The organism is Stenotrophomonas sp. NRRL B-14846 (genome assembly GCF_050473585.1).
In the GTDB taxonomy this organism is placed as follows: domain Bacteria; phylum Pseudomonadota; class Gammaproteobacteria; order Xanthomonadales; family Xanthomonadaceae; genus Stenotrophomonas.
The window spans coordinates 2,003,229-2,027,742 of sequence record NZ_JBFLUN010000022.1; the positions used below are offsets into that span (position 1 = coordinate 2,003,229).

General features: G+C 64.8%; 25 protein-coding genes. 11 read left to right on the forward strand and 14 right to left on the reverse strand.

The features are described 5' to 3' along the window. Nucleotides 1–18: 18 nt before the first annotated feature. The 11 genes from AB1281_RS11480 to AB1281_RS11530 form a co-directional block, all read right to left on the reverse strand. Nucleotides 19–2,466 carry a VirB4 family type IV secretion/conjugal transfer ATPase gene (locus tag AB1281_RS11480; protein ID WP_430345967.1) on the reverse strand — a complete coding sequence of 816 codons (2,448 nt, stop codon included), beginning with the start codon at nt 2,464–2,466 and terminating at the stop codon, nt 19–21. A gap of 81 nt (nt 2,467–2,547) precedes the next feature. Continuing rightward, the gene (locus AB1281_RS11485; protein WP_014037647.1) at nt 2,548–2,856 is read right to left on the reverse strand and encodes a type IV secretion system protein VirB3; all 309 of its coding nucleotides are present in this window, start codon (nt 2,854–2,856) and stop codon (nt 2,548–2,550) included. Further along, complete coding sequence (locus AB1281_RS11490; RefSeq protein ID WP_075677575.1) at nt 2,849–3,259, reverse strand: TrbC/VirB2 family protein; 411 nt, start codon at nt 3,257–3,259, stop codon at nt 2,849–2,851. Before AB1281_RS11490 ends, AB1281_RS11485 begins: the two co-directional genes overlap by 8 nt. Nucleotides 3,260–3,331: 72 nt before the next feature. Then, complete coding sequence (locus AB1281_RS11495; protein WP_430345968.1) at nt 3,332–4,315, reverse strand: transglycosylase SLT domain-containing protein; 984 nt, start codon at nt 4,313–4,315, stop codon at nt 3,332–3,334. Between the two features lie 3 nt (nt 4,316–4,318). Continuing rightward, complete coding sequence (virB11, locus tag AB1281_RS11500; RefSeq protein ID WP_014037650.1) at nt 4,319–5,362, reverse strand: P-type DNA transfer ATPase VirB11; 1,044 nt, start codon at nt 5,360–5,362, stop codon at nt 4,319–4,321. A gap of 14 nt (nt 5,363–5,376) precedes the next feature. Further along, nucleotides 5,377–6,648, reverse strand: a complete 1,272-nt coding sequence (locus AB1281_RS11505; RefSeq protein WP_369352821.1) for a TrbI/VirB10 family protein — start codon at nt 6,646–6,648, stop codon at nt 5,377–5,379. Beyond that, nucleotides 6,645–7,424: a TrbG/VirB9 family P-type conjugative transfer protein gene (locus AB1281_RS11510; RefSeq protein WP_014037652.1), complete on the reverse strand. Its 780-nt coding sequence runs from the start codon at nt 7,422–7,424 to the stop codon at nt 6,645–6,647. Before AB1281_RS11510 ends, AB1281_RS11505 begins: the two co-directional genes overlap by 4 nt. Next, nucleotides 7,421–8,491 carry a VirB8/TrbF family protein gene (locus tag AB1281_RS11515; RefSeq protein WP_430345969.1) on the reverse strand — a complete coding sequence of 357 codons (1,071 nt, stop codon included), beginning with the start codon at nt 8,489–8,491 and terminating at the stop codon, nt 7,421–7,423. The genes AB1281_RS11510 and AB1281_RS11515 overlap by 4 nt, the downstream gene beginning before the upstream one ends. Before the next feature lie 89 nt (nt 8,492–8,580). After that, a complete protein-coding gene (locus AB1281_RS11520) occupies nt 8,581–9,027 on the reverse strand; it encodes a hypothetical protein (RefSeq protein ID WP_430346998.1) in 447 nt (148 codons plus the stop codon). Nucleotides 9,028–9,458: 431 nt separating this feature from the next. Beyond that, nucleotides 9,459–11,138: a type IV secretory system conjugative DNA transfer family protein gene (locus AB1281_RS11525; protein WP_430345970.1), complete on the reverse strand. Its 1,680-nt coding sequence runs from the start codon at nt 11,136–11,138 to the stop codon at nt 9,459–9,461. A 35-nt stretch (nt 11,139–11,173) separates the two neighbouring features. Continuing rightward, nucleotides 11,174–11,431, reverse strand: coding sequence for a hypothetical protein (locus AB1281_RS11530; protein ID WP_014037656.1), 258 nt, complete (start codon nt 11,429–11,431; stop codon nt 11,174–11,176). Between the two features lie 221 nt (nt 11,432–11,652). Here AB1281_RS11530 and AB1281_RS11535 point away from each other — a divergent pair, with 221 nt between their 5' ends. Further along, nucleotides 11,653–12,864, forward strand: a complete 1,212-nt coding sequence (locus AB1281_RS11535; RefSeq protein ID WP_075677565.1) for an MFS transporter — start codon at nt 11,653–11,655, stop codon at nt 12,862–12,864. 16 nt (nt 12,865–12,880) lie between these two features. Here AB1281_RS11535 and AB1281_RS11540 read toward each other — a convergent pair whose 3' ends face one another. Then, nucleotides 12,881–13,360 (reverse strand): MerR family transcriptional regulator, encoded by a 480-nt coding sequence (locus AB1281_RS11540; protein WP_075677563.1) that lies wholly within the window; start codon nt 13,358–13,360, stop codon nt 12,881–12,883. 89 nt (nt 13,361–13,449) lie between these two features. Between AB1281_RS11540 and AB1281_RS11545 the strand changes: the two genes are divergently transcribed. From AB1281_RS11545 to AB1281_RS11560, 4 genes are all read left to right on the forward strand, one after another. Further along, on the forward strand, nt 13,450–14,688 hold the full coding sequence (locus AB1281_RS11545) for an NADH:flavin oxidoreductase/NADH oxidase family protein (protein ID WP_430345971.1): 1,239 nt from the start codon (nt 13,450–13,452) through the stop codon (nt 14,686–14,688). Between the two features lie 92 nt (nt 14,689–14,780). Next, the gene (locus AB1281_RS11550) at nt 14,781–15,257 is read left to right on the forward strand and encodes a hypothetical protein (RefSeq protein WP_014037660.1); all 477 of its coding nucleotides are present in this window, start codon (nt 14,781–14,783) and stop codon (nt 15,255–15,257) included. Between the two features lie 103 nt (nt 15,258–15,360). Then, nucleotides 15,361–15,630, forward strand: coding sequence for a hypothetical protein (locus tag AB1281_RS11555; RefSeq protein WP_430345972.1), 270 nt, complete (start codon nt 15,361–15,363; stop codon nt 15,628–15,630). A gap of 124 nt (nt 15,631–15,754) precedes the next feature. Further along, nucleotides 15,755–16,000, forward strand: coding sequence for a hypothetical protein (locus AB1281_RS11560; RefSeq protein WP_014037662.1), 246 nt, complete (start codon nt 15,755–15,757; stop codon nt 15,998–16,000). Nucleotides 16,001–16,045: 45 nt separating this feature from the next. Here AB1281_RS11560 and AB1281_RS11565 read toward each other — a convergent pair whose 3' ends face one another. After that, nucleotides 16,046–17,575, reverse strand: a complete 1,530-nt coding sequence (locus AB1281_RS11565; RefSeq protein ID WP_430345973.1) for an FAD-dependent monooxygenase — start codon at nt 17,573–17,575, stop codon at nt 16,046–16,048. An 82-nt stretch (nt 17,576–17,657) separates the two neighbouring features. Here AB1281_RS11565 and AB1281_RS11570 point away from each other — a divergent pair, with 82 nt between their 5' ends. From AB1281_RS11570 to AB1281_RS11585, 4 genes are all read left to right on the forward strand, one after another. Continuing rightward, nucleotides 17,658–18,302 carry a TetR/AcrR family transcriptional regulator gene (locus AB1281_RS11570; RefSeq protein WP_430345974.1) on the forward strand — a complete coding sequence of 215 codons (645 nt, stop codon included), beginning with the start codon at nt 17,658–17,660 and terminating at the stop codon, nt 18,300–18,302. 72 nt (nt 18,303–18,374) lie between these two features. Then, nucleotides 18,375–20,516 (forward strand): TonB-dependent siderophore receptor, encoded by a 2,142-nt coding sequence (locus tag AB1281_RS11575; protein WP_430345975.1) that lies wholly within the window; start codon nt 18,375–18,377, stop codon nt 20,514–20,516. Nucleotides 20,517–20,681: 165 nt separating this feature from the next. After that, nucleotides 20,682–21,248 (forward strand): UDP-N-acetylglucosamine acyltransferase, encoded by a 567-nt coding sequence (locus tag AB1281_RS11580; protein ID WP_032957416.1) that lies wholly within the window; start codon nt 20,682–20,684, stop codon nt 21,246–21,248. Beyond that, nucleotides 21,245–21,715: a hypothetical protein gene (locus tag AB1281_RS11585; protein ID WP_430345976.1), complete on the forward strand. Its 471-nt coding sequence runs from the start codon at nt 21,245–21,247 to the stop codon at nt 21,713–21,715. The genes AB1281_RS11580 and AB1281_RS11585 overlap by 4 nt, the downstream gene beginning before the upstream one ends. 83 nt (nt 21,716–21,798) lie before the next feature. Here the strand turns inward: AB1281_RS11585 and AB1281_RS11590 are convergent, their stop codons facing one another. Then, nucleotides 21,799–22,080, reverse strand: a complete 282-nt coding sequence (locus AB1281_RS11590) for a hypothetical protein (RefSeq protein ID WP_430345977.1) — start codon at nt 22,078–22,080, stop codon at nt 21,799–21,801. Nucleotides 22,081–22,290: 210 nt separating this feature from the next. On the opposite strand from AB1281_RS11590, the gene AB1281_RS11595 reads away from it, so the two are divergent. Beyond that, the gene (locus tag AB1281_RS11595; RefSeq protein ID WP_430345978.1) at nt 22,291–22,965 is read left to right on the forward strand and encodes a response regulator transcription factor; all 675 of its coding nucleotides are present in this window, start codon (nt 22,291–22,293) and stop codon (nt 22,963–22,965) included. Further along, on the forward strand, nt 22,965–24,314 hold the full coding sequence (locus tag AB1281_RS11600) for a sensor histidine kinase (protein ID WP_430345979.1): 1,350 nt from the start codon (nt 22,965–22,967) through the stop codon (nt 24,312–24,314). The genes AB1281_RS11595 and AB1281_RS11600 overlap by 1 nt, the downstream gene beginning before the upstream one ends. Nucleotides 24,315–24,514: the final 200 nt, after the last annotated feature.

Sequence of the window (24,514 nt, forward strand, 5' to 3'; positions counted from 1 at the left end):
GGCAGGCCGTCTTGCGGATCAGGTAACAGTGTCGCGCGCTTCGACAGCCGCCTTGCCCGAGCCCTTTCGATTCTTGTAGAAATCTTCAAGCCACTGTTCCGGCGTCAGCTCATCCACCGTCACCCGTGCGCGTACCGCAGCTGTCTGCAATACCCGATGCATGATGTCGATGTTGTCAGTGGACGCCGAGATCACCGACAGAATGTCATCCATGCCGCGCAGGTTGAGCTGGCACACGCTGGACGCGTGACCCTGCTTGACCAGGAAGCAGCGCGAGCGCTCGTCCAGGGCGGTAACCACCTTGAACTCGGCCTCGGTCAGCTTCAGGCCGTCCATGTAATCGCTCTTGCTGGCATTCGGGTTCGGCAGCAGGATCAGCGTGGCGGTCTGTTCGATCAGCGCGGCGGAGATATCGCTCTTCAGCGCGTCCTCCGGGCTCTGCGTCGCGAAGATGCCCAGACCGTTCTGCTTACGGATGGTCTTCTGCTTGTTCTTCGCGAATTCCTTCAGGCCACCCTCGCCGTCCAGGATCTTCCAGAATTCGTCCATCACGTAGATCAGCGGACGACCATCGATCAGCGACTCCAGGCGGTGCAGCAGGTAGTTGATGACCGGCACGCGCACTTCAGGATTGTCGATGATGTCGGTGTAGTCGAAGCCGATGATGTTGGCCTTGCTCAGGTCAACGGTATCCACGGGATTGTCGAACACCCAGCCCAGCGAGTTCCCCGAGGTCCAGCGGCGCATACGCGCGTAGAGGCCATCGTCGCCCATGTTGGGCAGGCTCTTCTGGAAGTTGGTCATGCTCCGCAGGTGCATCGGCGTGTCGAGCATGCTCTCCACCGCGCGATAGATGTCCTCTTCCTCGCGGGCGCTGTACTCACGCTTGCCGGCCAGCACCTTGATCAGGTCGGCCAGGAACTGCACGTTGGCTTCGTTGTTCTCGCACTGGAACGGGTTGAAGCCGGTCGGCGCGCCGTTCTCCAGGGCCAGATAGTTGCCACCGCAGGCGCGCACGAAGATCTCCGCACCGCGATCCTTGTCGAAGAAGAAGATGGTCGGCGACGGCTCGTACTTCTGCACCTGGCTGAGCAGGAAGTTGATCAGCGCGGTCTTACCGGTACCGGACTTGCCGATCACCATGGTGTTGGCGATCGCCTTCTCACCCAGCGAATTTTCCGACGGGTGGGTCGCGTGGAAATTGAAGTAGTACGGCTGGCCGTTGGTGGTCTGCAGCGTGGTGACGCAGTCGCCCCACGGATTGTTGTGCTGCTTGCCGGTGGCGAAGTTGTGCAGCGGCGACAGGCCCAGGAAATTCAGCGAGCTGACATTGGCCAGGCGGGTGCGATAGCGCCAGTTGCCCGGCAGCTGCGAATAGAAGGACGAGGTAACCGCCAGGTCTTCCTTGGTCGACACGAAACCGGCGTTGGACAGCTCGGCACGGGTCGAGGCGACATTCTGCGAAAGCTTGGCCTGGGTGTCGCCGTAGACCGCCATGATGAAGTGGTACTCACCCAGCACGAAGTTGCCCGACGACAGCTGATCCATGGCCTGGTCGAGCTCGACGATCTGGCTGACCGCCTTGTCGCCGGAGGAGATCATCATGCCCTTGGTGCGGTCGAGCACCTTCAGCGCGTCCTGGCGCCCCATCGGGCTGAACGAATGGGTGATGACGTATTCGTAGTCCAGGTACTTCAGACCGTTGAGGATGCCCGGGTAAGTCCCCTCGGCATACTCCTTGATGTTCAGGATGGCGCCGTAGTGATTGGCACCATTGGGGGTATTGATCGCGAAATCGCCGGTCTTCGCCGAGAACATGTGGCGGCTGACAGGCAGGTAATCCTTGATCGGCGCCGACAGCACCGGCACCGGCTCGTCGATGCGATTGATCAGGTAGCCGAACAGCTCCAGCGTTTCCGAGAACACTACACCGTTCTTGGCTTCGTACATGCCCAGGCGATACGGCGCGTAGTCGCGGATCACGGCCTCGACGTTGCCGGCCAGTTCCATCAGCTTCTCGACCGCCTGCTCCTGCTCGGCGCGCAGCTTGTCCACGTTCGCCGATTTTTCGACAAAGCGCTTACCCGCCACCACCGGGCGGTAGATCATGGTCAGGTACAGCTCGTTCTGCATGATGCGCTGCGAGGACAGCATGCCCATGTACTGGTCGGACACGTCCTGGTTGAAGCGCTGCCTGTAGTTGCTCTTGCCCTTCAGCGTGCGGCGCCGACGGATGTCGTGCACCCAGAAGGCGACGTTGACGAAATCCGGCGCGCGCAGCGTCTGCAGCAGGCGGTTGAACGTGTTGTGGCGATGCTCGAGCTCCCACTCCTCGCGGCCGACGAACGGCAGCCCTTCCAGATGCCAGGTCAGCAGGTAGTCGCCGCCCGTGGTCTTGACCACGTTCGGGGCGACATGCGACGACAACGGGATGAACTCACTGATGGAGGTGTCAGGGCTGAACATACGACTGCTTCCAAAGAGGTACTGCCAAGGAATTTCAAGAGACCCGGCGGGCGCGGGCGCCCGCCAGGCCGGATCCGGACCTCAATCCATTCGGGCCGGCTTGTCGCGATAATGGTTGGGGTTGAACACCCACATGCCATCGTGTTCCGGCACGTTGCGCACCTTCAGCTTGAACATCAGGCGCAGGCCCAGCAGCCGGAAGATCATTTCGTCACGCTTGGCCATCTGCCGCATGATGAAGACCGCCACCGGAATGGTGAGCAGGAACCAGAAGTTCGTGTACATGCTGAGCAGCAGCAACCCACCTGCCACCATGAAAAATGGCAGGTAGGGGACGCCCAGGAACATCGCTGGACGCGTGCAGCCGCGGAACACGACGTTCTTATGCACTGTAGTACTGGATCACGTGGTTGATCAGGTAGGAGGTGCTGGTGCCACCGCCGCACTTGCCGTCGCTGCCATCCCCCAGCAGCATGCGCGCGATCTGGCCGGCGGCGCCGATCAGCACGCCACCGATCAGGATCGGGGCGACGTCAGCGATGCGCTTGTGGGCGAAGGCGATCTGGTAACCGGCGAAGATCACCGCGATGGTGACCACGGCGATCGAGGCGATGTTCAGCAGGCCGTTGATGTTGTTGAAGAAGCCGCAGACCTTCTTGTCGGTACCACCGAAGTCGGTAGCGCCGTTGGCGAAGACCTGCGGGGCGAACAGTGCGCCGACAAAGATCGTGGCCATCAGCAGGGTCTTCAGCGTGCGCTGGGCCTGGACGAGGTCGAGATTGGATCGCTTCATGGATTGATTTCCTTGTTGATGGACTAACACAACTGAATGGCCTGGCAGATGCCGGACCGAACCACGACTTCGTCAGAACACGAAGGCCGCATCCCCTGCGGGAATCTGCTGCACCGGCGCGGCCTGCGTCGGTGCGTTGTACACATTGCTGCTACCGGCCACTGGCTGGTTGCGCTCATTCCAGGGCCGCAGCATCACAGGGCCCTCATTGCCGGCGCCCGTAGCACTCGGCAACTGCTGCGGCATGGCCATCGCCTGTGCGGGGCCCTGCTGTGGCAGCTGCTGCGGCATGCCAGCGGCCTGCTGCTGCGGATAGGTGCCCGCCTGGGCCGGCTGCGCCTGCGGCTGCATCATCCGATCCACCGAGCCCAGTACCACCTTGGACAGCGCCTGGTCGGCGATGTTCAGCAGGCTGCCCCGCGCCATCGCCCCGGTGGAGGGGTACACGACATACGCACGCGCCGGGTCTTCCGACGGCACGTACACCGGGCCATTGGACTGCGCAACGATGCGCGCCTGTGCCGGAGAGGCCAGCTGCGGATGATGTTCGACCTTCACGCTGCGGCGCTCGCCACGGCTGACCACGTCGATCGGTGCAACACCATTGCTGGCAAGCATCTGCCCGCGGCGCATCGAGTCATAGACCTTCTGCACGTAGCCGTGTCGGAAGCCGGTCTCGAAATTGCCCGAGTAGTAGCAGCTGAACGACTTGCCCCAGTCACCACCTGAGCGCTTGTAGCATTCGGCGAGGATGCGCGAACCCGCCTGCAGGTTCGGGCACTGCTGGAAAGCCTTCTCGTAGGAATCCAGGCCGTACTTGCCCAGGTTGTAGCGATTGACCTGGGCCAGCCCGATCGAGAAGTTGTAGCCCTTCTCTTCCAGCATGCGCACCGTCGCCAGTGCTTCGTCCAAGGCCTTGGGCTGGCGCACCAGTGCACCGCCGACCACGCCGATGGCGTAGGGATTGCGCGACGATTCAACGTTGATGACGTGCTGCATCACATCCATCGATACGGCCATCTCCGGGCACGCCATCATTTCCAGTCCTGGCAGCATCCTTCAGCCCTCCTGCCCCTGGGCACGCCCAGGATTGAAGTCGATGCCGGTGATGTAGCGCGAGCCGGCATGCGCCTTGATATGCACGACGATGTCGATCGTCATCATCAACAGTCGCTTGATCACATTGAATTCCAGGCCCGAACCTTCGGTCGAGGCCTTCACCATCAGGGCCAGCTGGTCCCAGGTCTGCTCCGGGCTGCCAGCGTGGCAGCTGGTGATCGAGCCCGGGTGACCGGACGCGCAGTTGCGGATGAAGTAGAACGCCTCGTCACCGCGCAGCTCGGCCAGGATGATGCGTTCGGGCTTCATGCGCAGGCAGGCTTCCATGCAGCTCTTGGCGCTGACATTGCTGGTGCTTTGCCCACCCTTGGAATACAGCAGGTGCACGACGTTGGGCTGGGTCAGGAACAGCTCGCGCGCGTCCTCGATCGTGACCAGGCGCTCGTTGTCCGGGATATGGTTGACCAGCGCCTTCATGAAGGTGGTCTTGCCACTACCGGTCGCGCCGGACACCACGATGTTCTTGCGGTACATCACCGCACGCCGGAAGAACTCGGCGTACTCGCGCGAATGGCGCAGCTCCAGCAGCTCGCGATCCTGCTCGCTGATGCTGCCATCACTCTCCAGGATCTGGTTGAAGAAGCCATCTTCGTGATACTGGCTGAGCGACTTGGTGTGCTTGGACGGCAGACGGATGGTGATCGACACCTTGCCTGCATCACATGCCGGCGGAATCACGAACTGCGCACGCTGGCCGGTGGGGAACGTGAGCGACACGACCGGATCGGCATCGGTGATGCGCTGGCCGGTGTTGCTCTCGTTCACCACCGCCGTGCAGAACTGCCGGGCCCGCTCGAAGGTCAGGCTCGGCACGTCCACCCGCTGCCACCCGGCCCGCGTTTCCAGGTACAGCTCACCGGGACGGTTGATGCAGATTTCCGTCACTTCCGGGGAAGTCATGTACTCGGCGATGCCCAGCACTTCGTACTGATAGCGCAGGAAATCGCTGGAGACGAGGGCGAGGGGTGACACTTCAGCGTCCATGATCGTTCGTTGGGTTACCGGCGGGGGTGCAGCACGTTGGTGAAGTCGACGTCCTTGGCAACGTAGACGTTCACGATCGTGCCCTGGTTGATGGTGACGGTCGGCGGACGACGGTTGCTGCTGAGTGCCTCGTTCGCCAGGCGCTCCATCGTGCGCGCGGTAGCACTCTCATAGGGCGACTGCACCGTCATGCCGTTGTTGGCGATGGTGGTCGTCTCCGGACCGTGCTCGGCGGCCGCGTACTTGAAGGCATCGGAAATCAGGCTGATCATCAGCGCCGAGGCGATACGGCTGCCCCAATGCGCGCTGTACTGCCCGGGATGACCGGCGCCGCCCAGCTGATCCACGCCCGGGCTGGACATCGCGACATCAATGCCGTTCGGCGTGGTGATGCGATCCCAGATCACTTCCACACGCTTGCCGGTAGGTCCACCGCCATAGGCACCATAGATCTTGGAACCCTTCGGCAGCAGCAGGCTGCGACCATTGATTGAGTACACCGGCTCGGTCAGCAGGCACGAGGTATAGCCGGCGAGATCGGTGATGATGCGGGTTTCCAGCACGCAACGCAGGTAGGTGCCACGCACCAGCAGCGCATCGGGGCTCTGGATGTAGGTGGCACTGGAGACGTCTTCCACGTCCGGCCCACGACGGACCTTTGCCGGCGCCGCCTGATTGTTGGGCAGCTGGGCCAGCATGGTACGGGTGTACTCATCCATGCCGCGGCCGCCATTGCCCCCGTTGCCATCCTGTCCATCACCACCACCCACCCCGCTCCCGGAGCCGATGCGGCGGTCCAGCAAAGTCGGGCCACGGTCCATCTCGCGTGCCGAATCGGACTGGGGAACGAACAGCGGGGTGGAATCCAGCGGCGGCGGCGGTAGCGGCGGCATCATCGGAATCGGATCAGCCGGTTGCATCGCCTGGGAGGGCACCGGACTCGTCTGCACGGCGTCCGGCAGGGTCGGCGTGGTGGCGCGCGCGACATCCGGCACCTTCTGCACAGCGTCCTTGTCATCCTGGCCCTTGCGGAACAGCAGGAAGCCCATCGCCATCAGCAGCAGCACGATGCCGCCAAGGAACAGCAGCGCCTTGCGGTTCAGCCGCTGTTCTTCGGCCGAGCGCAGCTGCGGCGCGGCCGCATCCAGATCCGGCGCAGGCTCGGCCTGGGTCGTGCCGAAGTACGGGTTCGACTGCGCGTCCGGGGCACCCTGTGCGCCGTACGGGCTCTGGCTCTCGTCGCGTCCGTTGTTCGGGTCGTTTCCGGGAGTGTTCTGCTGGCTCATTTCTTCACGTTCCTTCGCAGGCCGACGACGAAGTCGCCGTGGCGGATGACCAGGTACGGGTGCGTCCCGTGCACGATCAGCGTATTGCCTTCAACCGTGGTGTTGACCACGAAGTCTTCACCGTATTCCGTTTCGCGACCGAACACCGCCGGGAAGATGCCGGTCTTGTACTCCGGCGAATTCGGCAGTTTCAGGTAGGTGAAACGACCATCGTCATAGGCGTTGACCGGGATCAGCCACCCCATCTTCTTCGCCTTGCTGGTCGAATAGGAGTAGTTGAAGTTGTACTGGCGGTCCTTGGCCAGTTCAGAGCTCAACAACGGCTTGGCCTCTTCCTCGACCGCCTCCTGGGCGACGCCGAACACGGTGTCGTTCGGATAGACGAAGGCGATCTTGTACTGCACGCCTGCGCGACGGGCCTGTTCCAGCTGGCGCCAGTCGGTGGCCACCACCTTCAGCTCGAAGATGTAGGAATGGGTCTCGGTGCGCACCATCATGTTGGTGTCGACGTCGACGTTCTTCGGCTTGAGATAGAACACGTTCTCGCGACGGGTCAGTTCCCAGCCGCTGCTGAAGCCGGTGCTGTAGTCGAGGATCTTCTCGTTCGGGCTCAACTCGATCTGGGTGGTCAGGCCCAGGCCGGTGCGAACCGGATAGATGCGGTCCTTCTCGTACTCGTAGTGGTCAACCGCCTGCGCCATCGCCGCTGCTGAGAACAGCAACGACAACATCGACAGCAGCGCCAGCGCGCTTCCCCTGATATTTCGACTACTCATCGGTTGCTTGCTCCATCAGCAGTTCCGGTGGAATTGTTCTGCGCCGGCCTCATGGCCGGCTGTCCGGGCACGGCCTGCCCCGGCATTGCTTGCCCCTGCACCGGCTGACCCGGCATGGGTTGACCCTGTACAGGCTGGCCCGGCATGGGTTGACCCTGTACAGGCTGGCCCGGCACCTGGCTGTTGGCCGGAACCGCGACCGGCTGGCCGGTAGCCGGGTCGATCATCGTGGCCGCGGCCGGATTGTTGGGATCGTAGACACCCTGCGCCTGCTGCGCGGCCTGCGCGGCCTGCTGCGCCTGCGCCTGCATGGCGCCGTCATCCGGCACCGGCACGCCACGCGAGTAATCGTTGTCGACGCGGTATTCGGTGACCTGGAACGCCAGCGGGTTGAGGATGCGATCCTGTTCGGACAGCGCCAGGTTCTGGTTGTAGCCGAAGCGCATCGTCACCAGCTGGTTGTCCAGGTAGGTGGCGACGCCAGTGCGCTTGTCCAGCAGGCTGCGCTGGATGCGCACCGAAGCGCCGCGGAAGCTGCCGTTCGGTTCGGCGCCCAGCGGCGTGATGCTGAGGATCTTGACCCGGATGGCGCGCTCGCGGCCATACATCACGAACGGGTTCTGCGGGTTGTTGCCGGCATAGCGGACGCGCATGGACTGCGCCACCGGATCGGTGGACATCACGAACACCAGTTCCCAGTCGCGCAGGCCCATCACCGCCGAGTCGTACGATTCGCGCGCGAGCACGTACTGGGCGACGTTGCTGCGATTGATCGCTTCGTTGGTGGTGATCGTCTCGCCCTGGAAGGTGCCACTCAGGCGCGCAACGGTCGCGGTGCCGGTGTAGGCATCGGCCATCACCAGGAACGGCACCTTCTCCTTCAGCGGCAGCATGTAGTAGTAGCCACCCGCGAGCGCGAGCGACATCAGCAATGAGCCTGTGGCCACCCACCACGCACGTCGCTCGCTGCGGCGTGCCATGTCGGCCACGGTGATCTCGTAGCTGACCGCCTTGGCGACCGACTGCTCGACCTTGGGACTATTGCCGGGATCCTTCTTGCGGAACATGGATTCTTCCGTACTGCTGAAACATCAATGGGCGTGGCACCCCTGCGACAGGCGCGGGGAGCGGCACGTTCGATGATTTCGAGGTGGACTCAGGTGCCGCTGCTGGACTCAGCGCTCTGCGCCGACGCGGTCGGCGTCGAGCCTGCGCTCTGCACAACGATCTGGTTGCCAACGATGGAGACGGAGATGCCCTGCGCTGCATAGGCTGCGGTCAGATCGATCACGGCCTGCTGTGCATTGGTGGTGTCGATGTTCGAGACCGCGCCGAACAGGGTGAAGTCCGAGCTGAGGCGGTAGTCCAGCGTGCGTCCGGAATCCTTGGCCCAGCGCTCGAGCATGGCTTTGAGCGTGCCATCCATCGGCGAGGCCTGGTAGACGTAGCTGGAGTACAGCGGGATTTCGGTCGTTGCCGCAGCAAAGCGGTTGACCGGCTTCCAACGGCCTCCGAAATCGGGAGCGGACTTGGTGGCACAACCTGCCACCATCAACGCCGCCACTGCGGCGATGGACATTTTTGCGATAAACGCCTGATTCATACGGGCTTCACTTTGACGTACGAAAAAGCAGTTCCGAGCGTTGGATCCCTGGTCGTCCGGCGCTGCATGGCGCACGCCGGAAACGGGGAGACGCGCTGGATTGCAGCACACCTGCCCCGGCTCCCCTGCAGCCTTGCGGCTGCCAACCAGGTTGCAGGCCGAGCGACGGACTTCAGCCGCCACGCACCTGCACACCCTTACCAACGTCGAAACCATCCTTGTTTCCATGGCACAAACTCCTGGCCACCCTACTGCTGAAACTTTGACACCCGGCACATATTTCCGGACCTCAAACATAGGGTCGCACAACCACGCGTCAATTCCATGTCAGGAAAACCTGAAAATCTATCTCTCCGTGCTATTTTTTTGACGAAGCTCACCAATTCACGTAACTGAATGCGAACGCAGTTCACATTTTTACATCTGTGAATTCAGACCTTGAGCATCGGAACGTCCACCTTCGGCAGCAGTCTCGAAGTGAAGTACCGGTCCTTGTAGTACCGGATCTTGTCGCACTTCACCGGATGGGGTATGCCCTCGTACAGGAACACCTCCATGTCCGGCCCCATCGCCTTCAGCTCCTGCGGCAGCATCAGCGCGCGCCGTTCCTCGGTGAAGTTGTGGGTCTTCTCGCGGGCATGGGTGACGTTCTTCTTGCGCACCGTGGTGTAGCCCAGCATGTCCGAGTAGTCGTTGGCATCCTGCTGTTCGCGCGGCGCGTACAGGATCTGCAGCGCGTGGTTGGTGATGATCGTGCGCGAGACTTCCCGGCCGTAGGTGGCATCAAGCTGGGACATGCTCTGGATGATCGGCAGCAGGCGGATGTTGTAGCCGGCCATGTAGGAGACCGCCGAGGCGATGATCTCCACTTTGCCGATCGAGGTGAATTCGTCCATCAACAGCAGGCACTGGTACTTCAGGTCCGGGTTGGACTTGGGCAGTTCCTTGGTGTTGAGGTTGATCAGCTGGCTGAAGAACAGGTTGATGATCAGCCGGCTCTCGGCCAGCTTGTTCGGCTGGATGCCGATGTAGATGGTCATCTTCTTCTTGCGGACATCGGTCAGCAGGAAGTCGTTGCAGCTGGTGGCCTTGTCCAGCACCGGATTGATCCAGGGGTTCAGCGGCTCCTTGAAGGTGCCCAGGATCGAAGCGAAGGTCTCATCGGCCTGCGACAGCATGTTGGCGAACGCCGAACGGGCGTTGGCACTGAGGAATGGCCGCTCCGACAGGGTCTTGAGGTACTTCTTCAGTTCGGTGCCGTCACCGGAGGACAACCGGTACACCGCGCCCAGCGTGGGCGTGCCCGAGCCGCCCGGGAAACCGCTGCTGCGCTCGTCGTCCCAGTTCTCGAACAGGTACAGGGTGAAGGCCATGAACGCGTTGCGTGCCTGGCTGACCCAGAATTTCTGGTCCTCGGCCCCGTCCGGATACAGCATCGCAGCGATGCTCATCAGGTCCGAGACGCGGAAGGCCGGATCGTCGGAGACGTAGCTGAGCGGGTTCCAGCGGTGCGTGCGCCGATCCTCGGCGAAGGGATTGAACAGGTAGATCTCCTGGCCCTGGCTGGCGCGCCAGCCGCTGGTCAGGTCGAAGTTCTCCTGCTTGATGTCCAGCACCACCAGCGATTCGCCGTACTCCAGCAGGTTCGGGATGACCACGCCCACGCCCTTGCCCGAGCGGGTCGGCGCGGCCAGGATCACGAACTGCTGGCCGTCCAGGCGCACCAGCTTGCCGCCATGGCTGCCGACCACGATGCTCTGGCCGGTCTTCTTGAACATGCCGTGCTTGGCCAGGTCGGCACCGGTGGCGAAGCGCGCGTCGCCGTGCAGCGAGCGCTTGTCCTTCTTCAGCAGCAGCACCAGGCCGGTCACCAGCAGCACCAGCAGGGGCAGGCCGAAGCCCACGTAGCCGGCCCATTTGATCTTGCCCACGAAGGGCGCAACCTGCGGTTGGCCGATGGCGTGGACGTACTGGTAGTAGGTGTTCCAGGTGAACAGCTGGGTGTCCAGCCCCAGGAACAGCAGGGTCAGGTAACCGGAAAACACGAAACCAAGCAGCAGGGTCGCCAGCGTGATGATGGCGATGAGCAGATACTTCTTACTGGGCAACACCCGAATCCTCCATGATGCGCACGCGGCGCGACGGCCTAGCGGTGGCGCCAGCGCGACGCCTTCTTCCGCAGGTGGTTCTCGTTCTCCAGCCCGGGCTCCTCGCCCTCCTCACGCACCAGTTGCAACAAGCGTTGGCGCGCTTCGGCCAGTGATATCAGGTCGGTCAGACGATCCCCATCGTCGGCGACGACCGCATGGCCGACCACATCGCCCGGAGCGTACACCGGCGCGTAGGACACCGCTACCAGCTGATAGCGCCCGCGCGACTCCAGCACGTGCTTGAACTCCTGCATCGATCCGCCTCCTTGTTTGAGCAACGCCACAGTCCCCTGCACCGCCATCATGCCCGCTGGCATGTCATCTGCACATGCACACCGGCTGCACGGATCGGCGGCCCCTCCCGCAGCGGACGCGGCATTACCACCGATCAAACACTGATTTACCCCCAGCGCGGCTGCTCCTGCTGCGGTGCAGCAGTACAATGTCTGGCTCCCCGCCCCCATCGCGCCCCCGCATGAGCCCCAACTCTTCCCTGGCTGCGCGGCTGACGCCCCGTCAGCGCACCCTGATCATCCTCGCCCTGTCGCTGGGCGGCTTCGCCATCGGTACCAGCGAGTTCGCCAGCATGGGCCTGATGCTGGAGATCAGCCGTGGCCTGTCGATCTCCGAAACCCAGGTCGGCCATCTGATCAGCGCCTACGCCATCGGCGTGGTGGTCGGCGCCCCGATCCTCGCCTTCGTCGGCGCCAGCTTCCCACGCCGCAAGCTGCTGCTGGCGCTGATGGGCTTCTATGCCATTGGCAACCTGGCCAGCGCGCTGGCGCCGAACTACGGCACGATGCTGGTGGCACGCTTCGTTGCCGGCCTGCCGCATGGCGCCTACTTCGGCGTGGCGATGCTGGTGGCCGCGGCGATCAGTCCCGCCGGCCAGCGCGGCCAGGCGATGTCGCGCGTGCTGCTGGGCCTGTCGATCGCGATCCTGGTCGGCAACCCGCTGACCACCTGGCTGGGCCAGCAGCTGAGCTGGCGCACCGCCTTTGCCCTGGTCAGCGTGCTGGCCATCGCCACCGTGGCGATGATCGCGCGCTTCCTGCTGCCGGACCCGGATGAAGTGCGTACCTCGCCGATGCGCGAGCTGCGCGCCTTCAACACCACCCAGGTGTGGCTGGCGCTGGCGATCGGTGCGGTCGGTTTCGCCGGCATGTTCTGTGTGTTCACCTACCTGGCACCCACCCTGGTGCAGGTCACCGGCGTGGCCGAATCGTGGATGCCGCTGGCGGTGGGCGTGTTCGGCATCGGCGCGATCATCGGCAACATCGCCGGTGGCTGGCTGGTGGACAAGTTCCACTTCAAGGCCGCCGCCGTGGTGCTGCTATGGTCGATCGTGATGTTGCTGCTGTACCCGCTGGCCGCGCAGTCGGTGTGGACCATCGGCCCGATGATCATCACCGTCGGCACCATGGGCGCGCTGGCGGCGGTGCTGCAGACCCGCCTGATGGACGTGGCCGGTGAAGCGCAGACGCTGGCAGCGGCCTCCAACCACGCCGCGTTCAATACCGCCAATGCACTCGGCCCGTGGCTGGGCGGCATGGCGATCAGCGCCGGCTTCAGCCCGGCCAGCACCGGCTATGTCGGTGCGGCTACCGCGATCGGCGGCCTGCTGCTGTGGTGCGTGGCGGTGATGCTGGACAAGAAGCGCAAGACCGCCGTCGCCGGCAGCCACTGAACACCGCGCCGGATCGTCAGTCGCTGCCCGTGCGGCGGCGACGATCCGGTCGCAGCAACGCCGTATCGCCGGCCGCCAGGGTCGGCCGCGCCAGCTCGCCGCGCTTCACGCGGTCCAGCACCCGCCGCGAATTAGCTGCACAGTCGATGCCGTCCGGTCGCGCCTGGATGTCCTCGATCAGGGCCAGCAGGTGCGCCCGGCTCTCTGCCAACCGCCGCTGCAACGCCTCGATGTCGGCCACCTTCTGCTGCAGCATCGTGATCAACGCATCGTGCTGCCACTGGCCCATATCCGGCGGCAGCAGGGCGCGGATCTCTTCCAGGCTGAAGCCTGCACGCTGCGCGCCCGTGATCAGCTCCAGCAGCAGCACCGCCTGTTCCGGGTAGTCGCGGTAACCATTGGCCTGGCGCTGCACCACCAGCAGCCCCGCGTCTTCATAGAAGCGGATGCGCGACGCCGCGAGGCCCGTGAGGCGGGCCAGCTCACCGATCTTCATCTGCCTGAATCCTCGACATGGGAACCCGTTGACCTTCAATCAAACTTGAAGGTTAGCGTAGCGCCATTCCCCTGTCCTGGAGCTGTCCGATGTCGCTGTTCTCGCCCCTGGCACTGCCCTCCGGTGCCGTCATCCGCAACCGCATCGCCAAGGCGGCGATGGAGGAAAACATGGCCGACGCCGACCACGCGCCTTCCGCTGCGCTGCTGCAGCTGTACCAGCGTTGGGCAGACGGCGGCGCAGGGCTGGTCATCACCGGCAACGTGATGGTCGATGGCCGCGCCATGACCGGTCCCGGCGGCGTGGTGCTGGAAGATGATCGCCACCTTGACCGCTTCATCGCCTGGGCCGAAACGGTACGCTCGCGGGGCGCGCAGATGTGGATGCAGATCAACCATCCCGGGCGGCAGATGCCGGCCGCACTCGGCCAACCCACACTCGCGCCGTCAGCCGTCGCCCTGGAGATGGGCGCGCTGTCCAGGCAGTTCGCACCGCCGCGGGCGATGACCGAGGCGGACATCGAAGAGGTGATCGCCCGCTTCATCCGCAGCGCCGAACTGGCCGAGCGCGCCGGCTTCAGTGGCGTGGAGATCCATGCCGCGCACGGCTACCTGCTCAGCCAGTTCCTGTCGCCACTGTCGAACCGCCGCGACGACCGCTGGGGTGGCAGCCTGCACAACCGTGCGCGCCTGCTGCTGGAGATCGTGCAGGGAGTGCGCGCGACCGTGTCACCCACGTTTGCGGTGGCCGTGAAGCTCAACTCCGCCGACTTCCAGCGCGGCGGCTTCTCGCCCGAGGATGCGCGCGAAGTGGTGGAAATGCTGGCGCCCCTCGGCGTGGACCTGGTCGAGCTGTCCGGTGGAAGCTACGAAGCACCGGCCATGACCGGTGCCGCACGTGACGAACGCAGCCTGGCCCGCGAGGCCTACTTCCTGGAGTTCGCGCGTGAGATCGCTACGGTGGCGACGATGCCGCTGATGGTCACCGGCGGTATCCGCCATCGCGCCGTGGCCGAGCAGGTACGGGACAGCGGTGTGTCCATGGTCGGCATCGCCACCGCGCTGGCGATCGAGCCGGATCTGCCGCAACACTGGCAGCAGGGACGCGATCCGGTGCCGACACTGCGCACCATCGACTGGCGCAGCAAGCCGTTGGCCGCCAGCGCACACATGGCAGCGGTGAAGTACCAGCTGGGGCGGTTGAGCCAGCGCCGCCCCACCGCGCCGGGTGTCTCACCGGTGTGGGCGCTGCTGTTGGCACAGGCCGCCGGAAAATGCCGGACCCGCCGCTACCGGCGCTGGATCGGTGCACGCGCAGGCGGATACTGAGCGGGCAGGCTTCTCATCGCTGAAGCGATGCTCCACCATCTGCATGATCGGCGGCAGCCCGTCGCTGGTCGCAACAGGCAGAAGGAACCCTCGTGGCAGCAGGACCAACCAGGAACCGCGAAAAGCTGCTCGATGACCTGCTCTCGCTGGGCCGCAACTGGGCGCTGGCCATCGCCATCGCAGGTGCCGGGGCCGCGGTCCACTACAGCGAGTCGGTATACGAGGCAGGAATCTGGCGCGGCCTGCTGCCCACGCTCTGCTTCCTGGTCGCCATCGTCTGGATCGTGCTCAGCATCATCCGCTTCGACCTGACCATCCAGCAGCACTTCGAGCGGAAGCTGTCGCGCTGGCTCAGCCGCCTGCTGTATGTCGTGCTGCTTGGCACCGGCATCACCGCCGTGTTCTTCGTCACCGAACTGGCGGAAAACAACCACATCGCGCGGATGTGCGACTCGGTGGCCAACGAACCCGGCAGCCGCATCCACAGGTCGGCCGAATGCCAGCGCCTGTACCAGCATCGCGCGGCGTACCGGCAGCGTCTGGAATCGGCCGAGGGTGAGTTCGACTGAACGGGCTTCATCGCGGTCTTCGCGCGCGATGAACACATTTCGTGGATGTGCATTTCGGCACAGTGCAGCCGACGCCGCGCTCTCGGCCCGCACCGGACCCGCAATGCACCAACACCACGCACCTGCCCGCCATGATGCCATCGCCCTGCAGGCCGGCATGCTGGGCAGCGTGTTGGGCGTGGCGTTGTTCAAGGCCATCGCATTGTCTGCGTTGGCAGCCGGTTCGATGATGGGCATCGGGCTATGGATGGCAGCCTGCGCGCTGCTGGCGGCGTGGGCGCTCGCAGCCTATCTGGCCTGCCTGGCACTGAGCCGACGCGTGTTCGTGCTGATGCTGGTGCTGTGCACGGTACTGATGATCTGCATCGCCTGATCTGGCAGGGGCCGGACTATCGCGCAAATGTTACAAAATAACAAGTGCAGTTGGTCCGATTGTGCGTGCCCGGTGTCGCGGATTTGAATTCCATGGCCATCCCGGCATCACCCGAGACCACCCCATGAACCTGCAGCTCCCGCTCCGCGCCACCCTCATTGCCATCGCCCTGGCGTCGCTCAGCGCCTGCGCCACCTATGACGACAGCAACATGCACCAGGCCTGCCAGGAGTCGCCCCAGCTGAAGGATCTGCCGCGTGAGGTCGCTGCCCGCGAGAGCCGCTGCAACAAAGGCATGGAAGTGTGGTCGAGCGAGCGCAAGGGCAGTGACAAGCCGATCGACCTGAGCGGCAAGAAGAAGGATCTGTAAGCGGGATCGGCGCAGCCAGCGTCGGCTGCGCCGCTGTCACACGGGTCAAGCCGCGGCCGCCGGACCGAACCATCGCTGCAGGGCCTCACGCAACCCAGCCTCGGTGTCACCGGCATTGCAGGCCCAGGCAACGATGCCATCCGGGCGCACCAGCATTGCAGCCAGGCCCAACGGATTGTCTTCGGCCGCCATTACGCTGGCAACGCACCGTCGCCAACCTTCGGTGACGGCACCCGAGGAAGCGGCCGGGCCGAACTGCAGCAACACGCCCTGCCCCGTCCGCAGTGCTTCACCCACGCGACGACCATCGGCCAGCCGGACCTCGGGCGTGCTGCGCCCGACCAGTGGATGGACACCGCCCAGGTCCACATGCTGCACAACGCCCCAGACCCGCTCGGCCAGATACGTGGCGCCGTCGGGCGTTTCGGCCAGGTCGGCGATCACCGCCGCCAATGCGCGCGAGCCGGCGCCCGGCCGCATCAACGCAACCTGCGCACGCGACCAGTCCAGCACTTTCGCACCGATCGGGTGCCGCTCGGCCGTGTAGCTGTCAAGCAGTCCATCATCGGCGGTACCGTGCACCACCGCCGCCAGTTTCCAGCCAAGATTCATCGCATCGCCGATGCCAAGATTGAGTCCCTGGCCGCCCAGCGGCGAGTGCACATGCGCCGCATCACCGGCCAGCAGCACGCGGCCGATGCGATAGGTCTCCGCCTGGCGCGCACCATCGGTCCAGGTGCTCGACAGCTGCAGCGAAGTGATCGCTACGTCGCGACCAGAGACGCGCCGCAACAGCGCCTGTGCGGCCTCCTGGTCGAGTGCCGTGCGATGGCCCGCGCCACCGTCGAAGTCGGCCAGTGCCACCACGCCCGGTGGATTGAAATTGCACATGCCTTGATCGGTGTATTGCCGACCTGGCGTCAGCATCGTCGGATCGTCCAGCTCGACCAACAACGAGTGCCCGGTGAATTCAGGGGCAGTGCCGACGAAGCTGAAACCGCACTGCTTGCGCACGGTGCTGCGGCCGCCGTCGCAGCCCACCAGCCAGCGTCCTCGAACCGTTGCTCCCGCGGTCTCGACGGCCACCTCCGTTTCACCGGGGTGGACCGCCTGTACCGCACAGCCGCGCTCGATGCGCACACCCAGTGCGATCGCACGCTCGACCAACACGGCTTCCAGCGCCTGCAGTTCCACCGCCATCTGGGTGGGCACCGGCGTCGGCAGGCGGTGGCGCCAGCGTGCACTGTCCACGTAGTCCAGGGCGAAAGGAATGCCGGCGAAGTGACCGCCCAACGGTCGCGGTTGCGCCAGCCAATGGGCAGTGCCCGGCGGCGGTGCGCCCTTGTCCGGCTTCAGCACCTGGAGCGCGGCCACCGCGTCCAGCAGGCCGCGTCGATCCAGTGCCTCCAGGGTGGGTGCGTTCAAGCCGCGCAGGCCAAAGGGCAGGCGCTTCAACGGAGTCTCAGGGGATGCTGCCTGCTCCAGCACCATGACCGAACAGCCGGCCTGGGCCAGCTCGCAGGACAGGAACAGACCTACCGGGCCGGCCCCGGCAATGACGACGTCGTACAGCATGAGGATTCCCTGTGAGCACCGGGTCGGCACTCTGGCGGCACCAATGTTACACTCGGTGTACGTTTCCACAAGTGAACCACCCATGACCCCGCCGCCGGGCCGCCGCGAGCAGCGCAAGACCGAGACCCGACAGACCATTTCGGACGTCGCCACCGAGCTGATCATCCGTCGTGGCTTCGAATCGGTGTCCATGTCCGAGATCGCCGATGCGGCCGGGGTCTCGCGCAAGACGGTCTTCAATTACTTCGCCAGCAAGGAAGACCTGGTGTTCGATCGCGATGAGGAGGCCCGCACCCTGCTCCGCGAGGGCATGACGGCGCGCCGCGGCATGGCCCCGCTGGCCGCGTTTCAATCGCTGGTGCGGGAGCTGCTCGGCAGCGGCCATCCCCTGCTGCGGATCAATGCCGGCGCGGCGGCCTTCTGGTCAACGGTGGCCGACAGCCCGGTGCTGGTGGCGCACGCACGACGGCTGCAGGCGCAACTGGCCGACGACCTGGCGCAGCTGATGGCAGACGCCGTCGGCCGGCCGGCGCACGACGCGGAGGCACGCCTGGGCGCAGCCATGCTGCTGGCGTCGATGGTGGCCGCCTATGAGAAAGGGCTGGCCAGCCAGCGGCAGGGCGAGGATCCACGCGAGGCCATGCTGCAGCTGATCGTGCGGGGTGGCACCGGTGTGCTGGTGGCTTTGGCGGGAACCCCCTATACCGACCCGGGCCTGCGTCCATAGCGCATTCGGGGGATAGGTCACGAAGTATTGCAAATGGTAATCTTTCTCATTTGCAGCCAACCCTGACCGCTCATGCCCCTTCCTCCCCCTCTGAAGCCCGCGCTCTGCCTGGCGCTGTCCCTTTCCCTGGCTCCGCCTGCACTGTCTTCCGAGCTCCCCGCTGACGCCCCGAAGGATCTGGACAAGGTCGAAGTCCGGGGCCGCGCACAGACCTTGTACCGCGCCAACGATGCGGCCGTCGGCACCCGCACCGATACCCCGCTGGAACTGGTACCGCAGTCGATCCAGGTCGTGCCGCGCGAGCTGATCGACGACCAGGCTGCGCGCCAGGTCACCGATCTGTACCGCAGCATCAGCGGCATCAGCTTCTTCAGCTATGCCGGCGTCACCCTGCGCGGTTTCCGCCAGGAGAACGTGCTCTACGACGGTCTGCGCGGTGATCCCTATGCAGGCTTCTCGGTGCCGCAGCTGTTCAACATCGAACGCGTGGAAGTGCTGAAGGGGCCAGCCGGTGCGCTGTATGGCGGTGGTGATGCCGGCGGTGTCATCAACTACGTGACGCGTAAACCCAAGGCCACCGCCGAACGCCGCATCGAGTTCCAGGTGGGCGACAAGGACTTCCGCGCCGGATCGATCGAAGGCACAGGCCCCTTGAATGCCACCGGCAGCATTCGCTATCGCGCCGGCCTGTATGCCGACGGCGAGCAGGGCCTGCGCTGGAATGCCGACAGCGAAAGCGTGATCGGCGATGCATCGCTGGCCTTCGACGTTGGCCAGACCGGCGAGCTGGTGCTGCAGTTCACCGACATCACCCAGAACCTGGGCGGCAACCGCCTGCGCGGCGTGCCGGTGAACGACGACGGCAGCTTCCTGACCGACCGCCGCTGGAACCACAACGAGGCCAGTGACTTCCTCGACATGCGCGCCAGGGTGGCACTGGCGCAGTACCGCTTCGCACCGCGCGACAACCTGGACGTGGACCTTGCCGCGCGCTGGTTCAGCAACAACGAGCACCAGATGTACCACGAGCCGATGGGGCTGATTGATCGTGACCGCGACGGCGTGGCCGAATGGATGACGCGCCAGCTGCGCAACCAGATCCGTGACAACGAGGCCTTCACCGCCAGCGGCAATGCCGTATGGCGGATCAACACCGGCCGTATCGAACACAAGGTGCTGTTCGGTGCCGACGTGTATCAGCTCGACGCCGACTTCACCGCGCAGACCGCCAACAGCGCCGACCTGGCACGCGGCGCCGGCCCGGTACGCGGCATCGATCTGTTCAACCCGGTCTATGGCGCAAGCACTTGGAACGACTACAACCTGGCGACGCTGCCCTGGCGCAGCACCTCCACCCGCAGCAAGCGCTACGGCGGCTATCTGCAGGATGAGCTGGCCCTGGGCACGCGCTGGCACGTGCTGGCCGGACTGCGCTGGGACGGCTTCAAGGATGAGGACCGCATGGGTGGCAGCAGCGTGGACGGCAACGATCTCAGCTGGCGCCTGGGCACCACCTTTACCGTGCGGGACGGCCTGAACCTGTATGCCAACGTCGCCAGCGGCTTCGTGCCGCAGAGTGCCGCCAACCAGAACCCCGCGGCCGGCGGGCCGTTCGACGCCGAGCGCAGCAGGCAGTGGGAAGTCGGGCTGAAGTCCCTGCTCGCAGACCGCGTCACCTTGAACATGGCGGCCTACCGCATCGACCGCAGCAACATCGTGCAGGCCACCGGTGAAGTACGGAATGGCGTGAACCAGCTGGCCGCGCTGGGCCTTGTACGCAGTACGGGCATGGAACTGGACCTGCTGGCCGACGTCACCGAACGCTGGGTGGTGAACCTGACATACGCCTACAACGACGCACGGGTGAAGGATGCCGGACCGAACGGCATCACCAATGCCTCCGGCGACCGCTTCGCAAATGCGCCACGCAACAAGCTCGGCCTGTGGACGCGCTACGACCTGCCATCGATCAACTCGGCCATCGGCTTCGGCGCCGACCATGTGGGCGAGCGTGTCAGCCTGGATGGGCAGGCGGTGAAGGCCTACACGGTGTTCGACATGAGCTGGAAGACCACGTGGAAGCAGTGGCAGTTCCAGGCCAACGTCAAGAACCTGTTCGACAAGGTGTATGCGGCCAGCGGCTTCATCGAACGCAACGGGCATTTCCCGGGCGAGCCGCGGCGGGTGTATGTGCAGGCGGCGTACAACTTCTGAGCGAAGCCACCTACGTCGCCTGCCCGGACGGTAGACCACCCCAATTCAGGTATCCTTGCGCGCAGTCAGCCGCGCCTTCATGCGACCGCTGCGGTGCAGCATCGACGTTGCCGACGAACACACGATTCACCATGGATGTTTCAACGTAGTCACAGGGGAAAATGGATGAAGAAGTTCCTGTTCGCGGCGATCATCGCCGTGTCGCTGGCGGGTTGTACCACCAATCCGCCGCTCAATTTCTCGGTCCCGAACGTCGGGGTCAGCAGCAAGAAGATTGATGGCGAACTGAAGTCGCTGACGGTCACGCTGGCACGTCCGGATGAAGCCAAGGGCAAGATTCCCGCGCAGGCCCAGCACGAAGTGCCGCAGATGTGGCAGAACGCGCTGACCGAAGCGCTCAATAAGATGGCGGTGTTCCGCGACGACGCACCGGTGAAGTTGAGCCTGTCGGTGAAGATCCTGGCGATCGACATTCCCAGCTTCGGTGCATCGATGACCACCAAGACGATCGCCCGCTACGAGCTGATCGATCGTGCAACCGGCAGCATCGTCTACACCCAGGATGTCAGCGCATCCGGCGAAGTTCCGTTCAACTATGCCTTTGCAGGCGTAATCCGTGCCCGCGAGTCGATCAGCCGCTCGGCACAGAACAACATCGCCCAGTTCCTGCAGGCGCTGGAAACCGTGGACATTACCAAGCCGATGTTCCCGAACAAGCAGGAAGCGCCATGAAGCGCCTGCTGGTGGCTGCATCCGTTGCTGCGATGCTGACGGCCTGCGCGCCAAATGTGCGTACGGACAGTTATTCCATCGGTTCAGTGGGACAGGTCAATCGAACTGTCGGCGGTACGGTCATCAGCGTCCGTGCGGTCAGTATTGACGGCTCACAGGGCGGTGGTGCCGTTGCCGGCGCTGCGGCTGGCGGTGTGGCCGGCTCCACCATCGGCGGCAGCGACCAGGCGGCGGCCATCGGTGCCATTGGCGGCCTCGTGGTCGGAGCTATTGCCGGTGCAGCCTCCGAACGCGCACTCTCGCAGGCCAAGGGCCTGGAATATGTTGTGCAGACGGAGAACGGCAACCTGATGACAGTTGTGCAGGGCCCCGATCCGGTGTTCACCACCGGCATGCGGGTCCTGGTGCTGTATGGATCGCCCTCACGCATCATTGCCGATCCGCGACAAGCGAAGACAGCGCCGTAACCCCCAACAATGCCCCTTTCGAGGGGCATCGTTGTATTGGATATCGAGGGGGAGGTGGCAACCCACCTCCCCTGCCCAGGTCATCAGTGCGAGCAGGACACCAGCATCGAGCGGGTGGCCATCTGGGTGGAGGTGAACCCGTCCTTGTTCCCCACGGCGATGGCATTGCCGTCGTCGCCATCCTTGCTGAAGACCACATAGCCGCTTGGGCACATCTGCCCGGCCTTCTCGTAGCAGCCACTCCAGGAGCTGGAGCCGCTGCAGTCGATGGAAACGCCACGGCGTCCATCGGGGGTGACGGTCATCCTGGCGGTGGTGCAGCCACTCAGCGCGGCCACGAACAACAACGGAACGAACAACTTCATGGGTACTCCAGGGATTGGGGATCGGCAAGAGGGCGCCAAGGCTGGAGTGCCCGGATTGCGCGAACCTTGCGCCAGGCGGCCCGCGCCGCAGCGGTGTTGCGGCGTCACCGGCAGGCCCCGAAGGCACGCCATGTTCACGCAATGTTCCTGTAATACGGTGCCGGCGCGTGCAGACGCCCCCTGTGCCCCCTTCCCGCCCGATTCCCGCCGATGCACATCCTGCTGATCGAAGACGAAGCCGAACTGGCCGCCACCTTGAAGTCTGCCCTGCAGCGCGAGCGCTACGTGGTGGACGTGGCCAGCACCCTGGCCCAGGCCCGCGAGGCTGCCCTCTCCGGGTCGCACGATCTGGTGCTGCTGGACCGCACCCTGCCCGATGGTGACGGGCTGGGCCTGATTCCCGTGCTTCGCGGGCGCAATCCGGGGGTCCCGATCATCGTGCTCAGCGCATTGGGACAGTTGCCGGACCGCATCGCCGGCCTGGATGAGGGCGCCGACGACTACCTGGCCAAGCCCTTCGCGTTGGAGGAACTGTTCGCGCGGATCCGTGCAGCCGGGCGCCGGCCGGGTGGCATGCAGGTGGAGCCGGTGAGCATCGGCCGGCTGCTGTTCGACCCCACCTCGGGCGAGGCCAGCGTGGGTGGACAGCGGCTGGAGCTTCCGCGCCGCGAGATCCGCGTGTTGGCCGCCCTCGCGCGCCGGCTGGGCCGCACCGTGCTGCGCGAGTCCATTGAAATGGCGGTGTACGGCTTCGACGACGGCATCCATTCCAATACGCTGGACTCGCATGTCTCACGCCTGCGGCGCAAGCTGGCCGACGCCGATGCGGGGGTGGAAATCCATGCCATCCGGGGTGTCGGCTATCTGATGCGGGAAACGAAGTAATGGCGCGTCGTCCCTCACTGAAGCGCCCGCTGATCGTCAAAACGCTTATCTACCAGCTGCTCGCACTGCTGGTGGCGTTCTTCGCATTGCTGATGGTGCTGGTGCGTGTCGACAGCGGCGGCTACTACACCATCCAGACCTTCGCCCCGGTGGCGGCAGAGGCCGTTCACCGCGACAGCAAGGGCGAACTGTATGTACAACACACGCCGGAGCTGGCCGAGCTGCTGAAGATCGTCCCCGACGCGTGGTTCATCGCCGAAGATGAGCAGGGTCACCACGTGACGTTCGGCCACGTTCCGCCCGCCTACGCATCGCTGGTCGGCGCCCTCGACGGGATTCCCTATGGCGACCTGCGCGGACGCGGCCGCAACGATGGCCTGGCCGTGGTGATACGCCAGCACAGCGGCCCGGCCGGCAAGCTGACGATCATGGCGCATGGCGAAACCGATTCGCTGACCTGGCAGATGGCGCTGGCCGCGCACATCATCACCCTGCCGATCTTCCTGCTGCTGGGCCTGGCCACCATCATCCTGACCCCGATCATCGTGCGCCGCGCCCTGGCCGGCGTGGAACGCATCGCGCAGGAAGCCCGCAACATCTCTGCCAGCCGTCGCGGCATCCGCCTGACAGAGACCGCCGTACCGGTAGAGATCGCCCCCCTGGTGACCGCGGTGAACGAAGCGCTGGACCGCCTGGACGAAGGGCACGAACGGCAGCGCCGCTTCATTGCCGCCGCCGCCCACGAGCTGCGTACGCCCATCGCCATCCTGCGGGTGAAGATCGATGCCACCGACGATTCCACCTCGCGCAGCCTGGCCGTGGAAGTCGCTCGGCTGGCAACGCTGGCCGAGCAGCTGCTGGACCTGCACCGCATGGAAGCAGATGGACCCAAGGACTCCCTCAACCTGGCCCGCGTGGCCAAGCGGGTCGTCGCCGATCTGGCCCCCCTGCTGATCCAGTCCGACAAGACGGTCGCCGTGGCGGTGGAACCGAACTTCCCGGTGCTGGGCGAGTCCGGCGCCATCGAACGGGTGCTCTCCAACCTGGTGCTGAATGCTGCCGAGCACGGTGGACGCCACATCATCGTGCGCGTGCAGGGCAGCTGCCTTGAGGTGGAAGACGATGGCCCCGGCATTCCGGTCGACCAGCGCGAACGCGTGTTCGAACCCTTCCAGCGCCTGCGCCCCCGGCAGACCGGCGCCGGATTGGGCTTGAACCTGGTGCGGCAGGTGATCGACCGCCACGGCGGCCACGTCACGATTCTGGATGCGCCGGGTGGCGGCGCCCTGATCCGCGTCGAGTTCCCCCTGCATCCCGGCGTCACCAGCACGTCAGTGCCGGCGAACTGAGCGCCTCCCTTCCACGTGGATGACTCCCGGCTGTCCACGCACAGCGATCGCGATTGATGCGCAAGGTTGCGGCAATGTTCGCTGCCCAGCATCCAGGTGAGCAGCACCGCTGAAGGTGCTGCGTCCGGATCTGACAGGAAGCCTGCATGTGACACAGGGAGCTTCGCCAACGCCCTCTTCCACACCCACCCAGCCTCCTC

Excerpts from the sequence above, each read along its gene's own strand:
- AB1281_RS11540 (WP_075677563.1), bottom strand. The coding sequence starts at position 13,360 with ATGAAGATCGGTGAGCTGGCCCGCCTCACGGGCCTCGCGGCGTCGCGC.
- AB1281_RS11585 (WP_430345976.1), top strand. The coding sequence starts at position 21,245 with ATGAAGCGCCTGCTGGTGGCTGCATCCGTTGCTGCGATGCTGACGGCC.
- AB1281_RS11505 (WP_369352821.1), bottom strand. The coding sequence starts at position 6,648 with ATGAGCCAGCAGAACACTCCCGGAAACGACCCGAACAACGGACGCGAC.
- AB1281_RS11510 (WP_014037652.1), bottom strand. The coding sequence starts at position 7,424 with ATGAGTAGTCGAAATATCAGGGGAAGCGCGCTGGCGCTGCTGTCGATG.
- AB1281_RS11545 (WP_430345971.1), top strand. The coding sequence starts at position 13,450 with ATGTCGCTGTTCTCGCCCCTGGCACTGCCCTCCGGTGCCGTCATCCGC.
- AB1281_RS11495 (WP_430345968.1), bottom strand. The coding sequence starts at position 4,315 with ATGCTGCCAGGACTGGAAATGATGGCGTGCCCGGAGATGGCCGTATCG.
- AB1281_RS11555 (WP_430345972.1), top strand. The coding sequence starts at position 15,361 with ATGCACCAACACCACGCACCTGCCCGCCATGATGCCATCGCCCTGCAG.
- AB1281_RS11515 (WP_430345969.1), bottom strand. The coding sequence starts at position 8,491 with ATGTTCCGCAAGAAGGATCCCGGCAATAGTCCCAAGGTCGAGCAGTCG.
- AB1281_RS11565 (WP_430345973.1), bottom strand. The coding sequence starts at position 17,575 with ATGCTGTACGACGTCGTCATTGCCGGGGCCGGCCCGGTAGGTCTGTTC.
- AB1281_RS11480 (WP_430345967.1), bottom strand. The coding sequence starts at position 2,466 with ATGTTCAGCCCTGACACCTCCATCAGTGAGTTCATCCCGTTGTCGTCG.
- virB11 (WP_014037650.1), bottom strand. The coding sequence starts at position 5,362 with ATGGACGCTGAAGTGTCACCCCTCGCCCTCGTCTCCAGCGATTTCCTG.
- AB1281_RS11490 (WP_075677575.1), bottom strand. The coding sequence starts at position 3,259 with ATGAAGCGATCCAATCTCGACCTCGTCCAGGCCCAGCGCACGCTGAAG.
- AB1281_RS11560 (WP_014037662.1), top strand. The coding sequence starts at position 15,755 with ATGAACCTGCAGCTCCCGCTCCGCGCCACCCTCATTGCCATCGCCCTG.
- AB1281_RS11580 (WP_032957416.1), top strand. The coding sequence starts at position 20,682 with ATGAAGAAGTTCCTGTTCGCGGCGATCATCGCCGTGTCGCTGGCGGGT.
- AB1281_RS11575 (WP_430345975.1), top strand. The coding sequence starts at position 18,375 with ATGCCCCTTCCTCCCCCTCTGAAGCCCGCGCTCTGCCTGGCGCTGTCC.
- AB1281_RS11520 (WP_430346998.1), bottom strand. The coding sequence starts at position 9,027 with ATGAATCAGGCGTTTATCGCAAAAATGTCCATCGCCGCAGTGGCGGCG.
- AB1281_RS11570 (WP_430345974.1), top strand. The coding sequence starts at position 17,658 with ATGACCCCGCCGCCGGGCCGCCGCGAGCAGCGCAAGACCGAGACCCGA.
- AB1281_RS11530 (WP_014037656.1), bottom strand. The coding sequence starts at position 11,431 with ATGCAGGAGTTCAAGCACGTGCTGGAGTCGCGCGGGCGCTATCAGCTG.
- AB1281_RS11590 (WP_430345977.1), bottom strand. The coding sequence starts at position 22,080 with ATGAAGTTGTTCGTTCCGTTGTTGTTCGTGGCCGCGCTGAGTGGCTGC.
- AB1281_RS11595 (WP_430345978.1), top strand. The coding sequence starts at position 22,291 with ATGCACATCCTGCTGATCGAAGACGAAGCCGAACTGGCCGCCACCTTG.
- AB1281_RS11600 (WP_430345979.1), top strand. The coding sequence starts at position 22,965 with ATGGCGCGTCGTCCCTCACTGAAGCGCCCGCTGATCGTCAAAACGCTT.
- AB1281_RS11535 (WP_075677565.1), top strand. The coding sequence starts at position 11,653 with ATGAGCCCCAACTCTTCCCTGGCTGCGCGGCTGACGCCCCGTCAGCGC.